Origin of the sequence: Haloarcula sp. JP-Z28 (assembly GCF_011440255.1) — an archaeon.
Lineage (GTDB): Archaea > Halobacteriota > Halobacteria > Halobacteriales > Haloarculaceae > Haloarcula > Haloarcula marismortui.
Genome location: NZ_JAAOHT010000114.1, coordinates 1 through 7,054, shown reverse-complemented (window position 1 = coordinate 7,054; position 7,054 = coordinate 1). Strand labels below are relative to the sequence as shown.

The 7,054-nt window shown below is 52.6% G+C and carries 5 protein-coding genes and 1 pseudogene; 2 read left to right on the top strand and 4 right to left on the bottom strand.

What is annotated here, in order from left to right; all coding sequences use genetic code 11:
- Both G9463_RS22745 and G9463_RS22740 read left to right on the top strand, forming a co-directional pair.
- A pseudogene (locus tag G9463_RS22745) lies at nucleotides 1-95 on the top strand (IS5/IS1182 family transposase); the annotation flags it as partial.
- Between the two features lie 862 nt (nucleotides 96-957).
- Nucleotides 958-2,028 (top strand): hypothetical protein, encoded by a 1,071-nt coding sequence (locus tag G9463_RS22740; RefSeq protein ID WP_165897910.1) that lies wholly within the window; start codon nucleotides 958-960, stop codon nucleotides 2,026-2,028.
- Nucleotides 2,029-2,558: 530 nt separating this feature from the next.
- On the opposite strand, the gene G9463_RS22735 is transcribed toward G9463_RS22740, so the two are convergent.
- From G9463_RS22735 to G9463_RS22715, 4 genes are all read right to left on the bottom strand, one after another.
- Nucleotides 2,559-2,939, bottom strand: a complete 381-nt coding sequence (locus G9463_RS22735; RefSeq protein ID WP_165897909.1) for a hypothetical protein — start codon at nucleotides 2,937-2,939, stop codon at nucleotides 2,559-2,561.
- Nucleotides 2,936-3,781, bottom strand: coding sequence for a ParA family protein (locus G9463_RS22730; protein WP_004965622.1), 846 nt, complete (start codon nucleotides 3,779-3,781; stop codon nucleotides 2,936-2,938). The genes G9463_RS22735 and G9463_RS22730 overlap by 4 nt, the downstream gene beginning before the upstream one ends.
- Nucleotides 3,782-3,882: 101 nt before the next feature.
- Nucleotides 3,883-5,118, bottom strand: coding sequence for a tyrosine-type recombinase/integrase (locus G9463_RS22725; RefSeq protein ID WP_165897908.1), 1,236 nt, complete (start codon nucleotides 5,116-5,118; stop codon nucleotides 3,883-3,885).
- Nucleotides 5,119-6,187: 1,069 nt separating this feature from the next.
- Nucleotides 6,188-6,625: a hypothetical protein gene (locus G9463_RS22715; RefSeq protein WP_370457997.1), complete on the bottom strand. Its 438-nt coding sequence runs from the start codon at nucleotides 6,623-6,625 to the stop codon at nucleotides 6,188-6,190.
- Nucleotides 6,626-7,054: the final 429 nt, after the last annotated feature.

Here is a 7,054-nt window from a genome sequence, read left to right as displayed (position 1 = left end):
GCGACGCCGTGCGTGCGCGAACTTGGTACGGTGAATTTCGTGAGCTTGTTCTGATGTGTGCTGTTCACAACATCAAGCAATCGCTGAAACCGTGAAATCACGCTACGTCTGGCGATTCACCACGGCCCAAGAGTGAGCAGAGTGTGATCGGTTCCCTGCTCGATAGTATCGTCGATAGGTTGTCTCCAATCCACCGGATCAGCCAGTCACAACCTGATTGCGCAGATACCACTCATAGACCATACCAGTCGCTTCTGTGCCGTTCGTCAACAACCACGCTTCCGGCCTCTCAGTCGGTTCCAGTGATTACATCGAAGGAACGTGACTCTAGTGGGAACTAGGCATTCGGAAGCAACAGATTAGCACGTCCGCAAGACAATAACAGTGGTACATTCGTTATACTCCCGCACGGTATAATTTGAATGCGAAGATAGCAATTCGATATCCTCGCGGCATTTCAATGTCCACTGCTACACTCTAGACAACGGATATAACTTTTAACATTACATTTTCTCATCTACGGTCATATGGTGGTATCTTACTGACGAATATCGCATATTTGGTCATCGTATTTCTGAAATAGGTAGACAGTTGGCTCTTCAATTATAATACTGTCAGTGAATAACCAAGCTTCCCTATTCATGAGTTAGCTACTCGATCTGTATGCGTTTTTCCGGGCAGATGCTGCTAAGTTTCCGGTCCGATATCCCGCAGGTGAAGACGGACTGAATTGCCAACACGATCCGGCACTACGCTTGTCACATGGTTTGTTAGACCTCGGCCATCGGGTCCCACCTCATCCACCATAGCAGCCATTCTGGTAGACATCGGTTCTGGAGTTCTAAGATGCAAACAGTGCCGCCAAAGCAGGATAGCAGGCGAATACCCCGTTCAACGGACAGCGTAGCCGTTCACGGCGTTCGGAAACCGGCGCGAAAGACATGCGGGCAATAGGGTATGTTTGAAATAGCTACCGCCAAAGTGAACAATATGAGGGTTTCTATTGTCGGCGGGGGCTTCGCCGGATTAGCAGCAGCGCAACTGGCAGAAGGGGTTACATCAGACGTACACCTCTACGATAAGGGCACATACAGCGGTGACCGAAGAGGCGCCTGGGGAGAGATGGTCTGGGACTACTCACAATTGCCACTAGATCGGCACGTTCCGGGCTACGTCAGGGAAGCTACAACCGGGATATTTGTCGGTTCCGACGGGAAGACTGCGATAAATGTCCCTGATGGTGTAATACTGAATAGAGGGGAATTAGAGAAACACTGGGCAAGCACGCTCGAAGAAACAGAGATTATAGCGGACGCAGAAGTTGACGAAGCGGAGTTTCGGAAGCTGTCTGCGGAATCAGATCTGCTAATTGATGCCACCGGGCAGTTCCCGATCTCAAGGCGGTTCACGTCCCTGTCATATGACGTGGCGTGTCCGACGCTGAGCGGGAGGATAGAAGCCGACTTCTCACACCTATATCCAGAACCAAGAGCGCTTGCGTACGAGAATTACTTCCTCTGGATCGTGCCACAATCGCCAGACGAAGCAACTGTCGGGCTTGGTTGCCAGGATGACAAGTCTCCTGCCGAACTGTATGAGGATATGCGACAGTTGCTTGCAGAAGTCGACATTGAGCCCCCGGAACGTGAGACCCTGTACAGCGGAACCGACGTTTCAAACGGCCTACGAAGTCTCTCAGACTGCTCGTACGAGCTAAACGACTGTACAGTACATATCGCGGGCGATGCAATCGGACTGGCGAACCGCCTGACGGGCTTTGGAATGGTACATGCGGCACAGTCCGGCCAAGCTGCTGTGAGGTCCTTTGTGCAGGGGGAGTCGTATACACGCAGGTTGTTGTGCCAGAACTTCTGGACGAAAGCTGTCACTGGTGTGGTCTCGCCCGTCCATCACACCATCGGGTTGGACGGAATAGCTCGTCTGGCAAAGTCTGATATTGAGTATCAGGAGAGTTTCGAGCCCCAGCAGCCGACAGATATTCTGAGTGCCGTTCGAACCTTCATTTAACCCCGCCAGTCAATGTTAGACACTCAGTTGGCCTGAGACGGGTGGTCGGTCAGGAGCGGTTGATACTGGGGTCGTCACATCATTGGTTACTCTATGGATGAGTACCCCCAGCGGATAGCTCTGCTCTTGGTTTCGCACCTGACGCAACCTGCTTCATATCCCGGCGACGGCAACCGTCTGAGTGGTTGAGTGGCTCGGATAGAGATTATTCGCATCAGCTCGCCGTAACACCTACAAAGGCTAACGAGGGCCTTCAGCTATTAGGCCCGACTGCCTTATATAGCCATAAAGTATAGCTAGTCAGAATAGCTAGTCAACATATCTAGATAGTATAGCTAGCTATTGTAGCTGCATTAAGTAGTCAAGGAGACCAGCGAACAGGAATAGTCAGCTAACACAACTATCAGTTCCAGTTTTGTTCGATAGCCTACCGAGTCAGGGCTAGGGGCACATCAAACGGAGCGACAAGTAAGGCGCAAAGACAAGGCTTCGTCGACAATTGTGCTTACGAGCAAAAATCAAAGCAGATCTTATCGGGAAGCCGCTGACTGCTCCCAGTCGTACCCCCATTCACGGAGCTCTTCTGCCACAAGGTCCGGGTTGTCCATGGCAACGACGAGGGCAGCCTCCAGCGCGTCGGTCTTGTACACGTCCTCTCCAACTTCATCCTCCAGATTGCGGAGGAACGTGGACTCGCGTTCCGCAACTTCGGGCCGGATGAAAATCGGTCGCTGCTTGCGGTCCTGTTTGACCGAGTCACGACGGAATTTATATGGAATGTCAGGTTGGGTCGTAGCTTCTACGTCGGTGGACTCGGTTTCGACAGCCATCTCATCCTGCTGGTCGTCTGATTCTGGCTCTGGATCTGTGTCCGTCTCTGCAAACGGATCGTCGCCGGAGCCGGATTTCATGCTGTTGCCTCCTGTTCGCGGGTCTGGCGGAGGTGTGCCGCCAGTTCCTCGAACTGTTCCAGCGTTTCGATTTCGTAGTCACGTTCCCGACTCCGATGTTCTTCGATATATTTGAACGCCGAACACTGCTTGCGCCAACACCCTTCGAGCAAGGACGTTCGCTCACGAAACACTACCGGGATGTCGTACGATTCCGCCTGGAGTCGTTTGAGCATCTCTTCTTGATCGTTCGTTCCTTTGAATCGGTTCGGTACTGCAGCTAACACGCCCACGTTAATGTCCAGCGTGTCTTCAAGGCCGGTAACGAGGTCTGCAAGTCCCGCAACGGACTGCTGTCCCTTCCCACTCGGCTCGAACGGAATGACGAGGTTCCGCGTCGCGTGCAATGCGTTGTACAGTTTCACGTCCGCAGTCGCCGGTGGATCGATGATGACGGTGTCATACTCGGACGGAACGCCCGCGTCTTTTAGCACACGTAGGAGCTGGACGTTCGGGTTCCAGTTCTCGCCGAAGTCCGCTGCTTCCTCCTCGCGACGCCGGAGGTGTTTCGAGAGCACTTCCAGAGAATTGTGTGCGGGAAGGACATCGACACCCTCTGAGGTTTCAATGAGGTCAGAGAAGGGACCGCGTGGCCGCTCGACAAGATGCCGAACTAGGCTATCGGCCTCTGAGTCAGTTCGGTGGTCCGCAACGTCAAACAGGAATGAGAGGCTCCCCTCCTGTGGGTCCATATCGATTGCGAGTACGTCGTGACCAGCACGGGCGTCGGCGACAGCGAGATTCGCCGCCATCGTTGTCTTGCCGACACCGCCGGCCTCGCTGTACACGGTGTAGGTCAGCATACCTTACCGAATACACTGCACAGATATAAGGACTAGTCAGACGGTATAGCTATACAGTATAGTCATTTTATTTTACCTAACTACCAGCCCGGCGAGGCCAGCTACTCATCAAACAACCCCGCGAGCGCCTCTCGCATCTCTGCCCGACGGTGCGACCGTGCTTCAGACTCCGACAGGTAGTTGTCGAGCACAACTTGGGCAGACGCCGACCCCTGCTCAGCTGCGACGTCTTCAAACCGCTCTGCAACCCGCCGGACAGCGGCGCCGTACGTCGTGTACCAGAATCGACGACCCGTTTTCGGCGTTGGCCTGGCACCATCAACGGTGATATCCGCGACTTCTGCCACTGACTTGAACCGTCGGCGAACGGTTTCAGCGGTCAGATGGCCAGTGGTGGCAGCCGATGAAGGGAGCAAATAGCCGTTCCAATCCGGATCAGAGAGTGCTTCAATACGCTCAGTAACCGTCTTCAGACCGGCAAGCAAAGCTACGGTCCCAGGACCGTTTTTCCGCTCGCCGTCGGCGAATTCTATGTACGAATGAGAGTTATCATCCGGATCAAGGTTGAGCTGCCGGATATGGAGCGAGGCCACTTCGCTCGGTCGAAGCCCCCACCCGCAACATGCGACCACGATAAATCGGTCGCGTAGCTCAGTCGCCGCTGCATAGAGACGCTGAACGGCGTCTCTATCGAGTGCCTTGTTGTCCCAGGATGGAGTCGTATCCCACCCAAATCGGATTTCGAGGTCAGCAAGCGGATTGTACGCGGCACCGCCAAACATCACCAAGTGCTTGTAGAACTGCCGTGTGTCCTGAACGTATTTACGCCGTGATGCAAGCGTCGTCAGGGCTTCGTCCAGTTGGTCAAGTGCGTCGAAGGTCGCTGCAACCCGATCCATTTCAGCAACGCGTTCATCGGGATTCTCCAGCGGTGCGAGCAAATCTTTTGTATCGTGGATATTGGTATATACTTTTGCGTACCGTCGCAAAATCGACCGACGTGTGTCGATTGTCGCATCAGCACGCCCACGTCGAGTCGAAAGCTCGGCGAGGTACTCCTCAATGGCTCGCTGTGTGTTATCAGAGAGAAAATCGAATGGCTCCGACGCCTTCTCGTCTTCCGGCACTTCGATCTCGTCGTAGAACTGCCCCGGAGACAGGTCGAATCGGCGCTGGAGGTGCTTGACAAGTCCCGGAAACCGTCCGTTCAGCCACGCATATGTGGGGGTTTCAGTGGTTGGATTGAGGCCGTCGTCTTTCATCGCCGGCACAACAGTCTCACGGTAGAATGCTTTGCAGTCAGCCAAGTCCATCGTCGAATAGCGGGTTTCAGTCATTGATCTGAGTGTGTGGACAGCGTAACCGAGGTACTGTCCCTGCTGGTACTCTAAACCGCCGTAATTTCGTATGTAGCGTATTTCAATCGTACTACTAATAGTTTGTCTTGTATTGTTTTCCCATGCAGAAACCCACAACAAGACAGGTACTGGCAAATTCATTACTACAGCACATAAATCATATGTTGCTATACCAAATTGACGCGGACCACAGTTTCGGAGGATGAGTTAGTTTCGGAGAAGATTGGCGACTAATTGGGGTATTTCGTGTGGTTAGTCACCGAGACCAACAACTGATAACATCGACACCAGAACGTGTATCGATAAATGCGCGGATTTTGACGACTCTGGACAGCGTTCCCACTCATCCCCAGTAAGCGTTCGAGTGTCTAGACGCTCAGTCGGGCAGGATCAGCACCGAGGCGACGAGTTCAACACATTCAGCAGCGGTCAGGACCGGTGCGACCAGTTTGAGAGCTGTTTCGAGCGCTGCTTCTGTACCCATACATCTCTCGCAGGACTCGGTGTCGGGATAGAGGAAATCGAAATGCAGTACAACGACGCCTGTGACACTGGCGGTTCTTATTAAAGACTGGTAGCGATATCAGTAAGTTCTCACTCCGCACTTAGACAGTATCGGCTTCAGACGTAGCCGATGAGAGCTTTGAACTTCGTTCTGGAGATTAGTACGATTTTAGATAATTGTATAGAAGGCACGCATCAAACCTATCCGCCGAGGTTGTGTAGTTCGGGGAAGTCCGTTTTATGCGGTTTAGATCTTAGATGCACTGAATTCTGTGTAGTGTAAGGAGTTGAGCAATGCTTTCCCGGCATTCATGTGCTGAGAACAGTACTCTCTATTGCCTTTGCCAGATCACTGGTGAACAGGAACCAGAGCTACAGTGACATCGTATTCCGGATAACGTGCGGTAGCTCCCGCAGTTGCGACCGTAGTGAGTCTATCAAGAATTTTGCCATGTGGAATAGGAATCTGTGCAGTCGTATATCCAACAGCATAGAATCGGATTCAGCAGTTCTGAAGGGTGACTTTACTTAGAGGTCACCGATGTTATTCACGGGGACCAAACTCTTGACAGCCGAATCTATCCCTGTTCTCTGGCTGTGCACAGAGGTAATCAAGCCGTTTTTCCATTTCGGATCGCGGCATGCCCGCTTGATCTTTTCGGGACTCCGCGAGCCGGGCTTGACTGGCGTTTAGCATCTTTTTTTTCCTTTCTAGTTCCGAAACAAGTGTGTCTACGTCCTCGTTACGTGTTTCTAACTGTTTGTTGAGTTCTTCAGCGCGGGCTTTTGCGGCCTGTCGATCTTCCCGAGTCTCGTTCAGTTGTTCACGCAATTCCTCGTTTTCAGCGCGAAGGGCTTCGTTCTCTGTCTGGATGTCCTGTGCAGAATCCTGGAATGCAACCGTTGTCCCGACTGTCCCACTAGTGGCGACCACGGTGGCAACGAGTAGCCAAGAGCTGATGTTACGTGCAAGAGTGCTCACCAGTGAACTACCTCCGACGTAACCGGAGTACTGTACAGATTTCTGCCCCGGTAGTGCAGTAGTGAGGGTTGAGTCATCATGTTCCAGCTTGATTGGTATGTGCTACTAATCGTAGTTTCTAGTTGCCTACGATTAGGCCACGAATGACCTCTAATAGGCAACTAGTACTAATGTAGAGTGTAGCTGAACTAACCGATTAGATCATGTCCGATGGCGAAGTTGTACATTGCCGCGAATTGCTGCGTGGGTTCTGTGAGTTCCGGTCGCTACCTGCTGGTGGAAGCCGTCAAGCAAACGGATGGATAGAGGGTGTCATAGAACAGTTACCACACCAAAGAGCAGGGTGAATGCTGAGGTGGTATGGACTCAGCGACCCTGCAGAATGAGCCTTCGGTAGAGTCGTTCTTCAATGTCGCGGAGACCGAGACG